Below are 1,293 nucleotides of genomic sequence, written 5' to 3' on the forward strand. Positions count from 1 at the left end.
GTCGTACTGGCGTGTTCTGCGTGAAGATCGTCGCGCAGGTGAAGTTGTTGCCCGCGTCCGCCCATGACGCGGACGCACTGGCGGCGACCCTGCGTGCCTGCAACCGGGCCGCGAACCATGCTTCTGAGGTGGCGTTCGCCAGGGACCTCAAGCGGCGGAACGTGTTGCAGAAGGAGGTCTACTTCGCCCTCAAGGCGGACTACGATCTCGGTGCTCAGCCCGCTGTGCGGGTGGTGACGAAGGTGTGTGACGCCTACGCCACCCTGAAGGGCAACATCAAGGCCGGGAACCTGGGCCGCGAGGGGTCCAGGCGCCGCCGCCGGGCGGAGTCGAAGCCGGTCGTCTTCCGTGAGGACGCGGCTCAGCCGTTCGATGACCGCATCCTGACGTGGAACCTCGATGCCCGCACGGTGTCGATCTGGACGGTCGCGGGGCGTATCAAGCACATCCCGTTCGTCTGTTCCGCCGAGGCGATGAAGCTGCTGGCCTCCCGTAAGGGGGAGTCGGACCTGGTGATGCGGGAGGGCATGTTCTTCCTCATCGCCACCATCGACGTGCCGGAGCCCGAGGTGTACGAGCCGGACGGTTTCCTCGGCGTGGATCTCGGGATCGTCAACATCGCCACCACCTCGGACGGCGAGATCATGGCCGGACGCAGGCTTGACCGGTATCGCAAGCGTCATCGTGACCTGCGGTGCAAGCTGCAGAAGAAACGCACCAAGTCCGCGAAGCGGGCGTTGAAGCGTGTCCGTCGCCGTGAGGCGCGGCATGCCGCGAACACCAACCACATCATCGCCAAGAAGCTCGTCGCCACCGCTGAACGCACCTCGCGCGGGATCGCCCTGGAGGACCTCTCGGGTATCCGGCAGAGGGTTACGGCCAAGAAGGACCAGCGGGCACGACTGCACTCCTGGGCGTTCGCCCAGCTCGGCGCGTTCGTCGAGTACAAGGCACGGCGGGCGGGGGTGCCCGTGGTCCACGTGGACCCGCGCAACACCTCCCGCCAGTGCTCGGAGTGCTGGCACACCCACCGCACCAACCGGGTGACCCAGGCACGGTTCGTGTGCCGCTCCTGCGGGATCGTGCTGCACGCGGACCACAACGGCTCCCGCACCATCCGCCACCGCGCGGACGCTGTGTGGCAGCGGGGCGCAGTCAATCGCCCCAGAACCAGCACACGCTAGTTCCGGACGCAGGGGAACCACGCCGCAGCCAGCCGCGCTCCACTTGCAATCAACGCCCTCCCGACCGAGCCAACAAGCTCGGTCCCCTTCAGGGCCGAGAATTTGACCG

Annotated in this window: 1 protein-coding gene; it reads left to right on the forward strand. The window is 67.1% G+C overall.

Features of this window, described 5'->3' with window-relative positions; all coding sequences use genetic code 11:
- The first annotated feature begins 20 nt into the window (after positions 1-20).
- A complete protein-coding gene (locus tag RM590_RS35375) occupies positions 21-1,184 on the forward strand; it encodes an RNA-guided endonuclease InsQ/TnpB family protein (RefSeq protein ID WP_311708921.1) in 1,164 nt (387 codons plus the stop codon).
- Positions 1,185-1,293 lie beyond the last annotated feature (109 nt).

It is taken from the genome of Streptomyces litchfieldiae, from assembly GCF_031845365.1.
Lineage (GTDB): Bacteria > Actinomycetota > Actinomycetes > Streptomycetales > Streptomycetaceae > Streptomyces > Streptomyces litchfieldiae.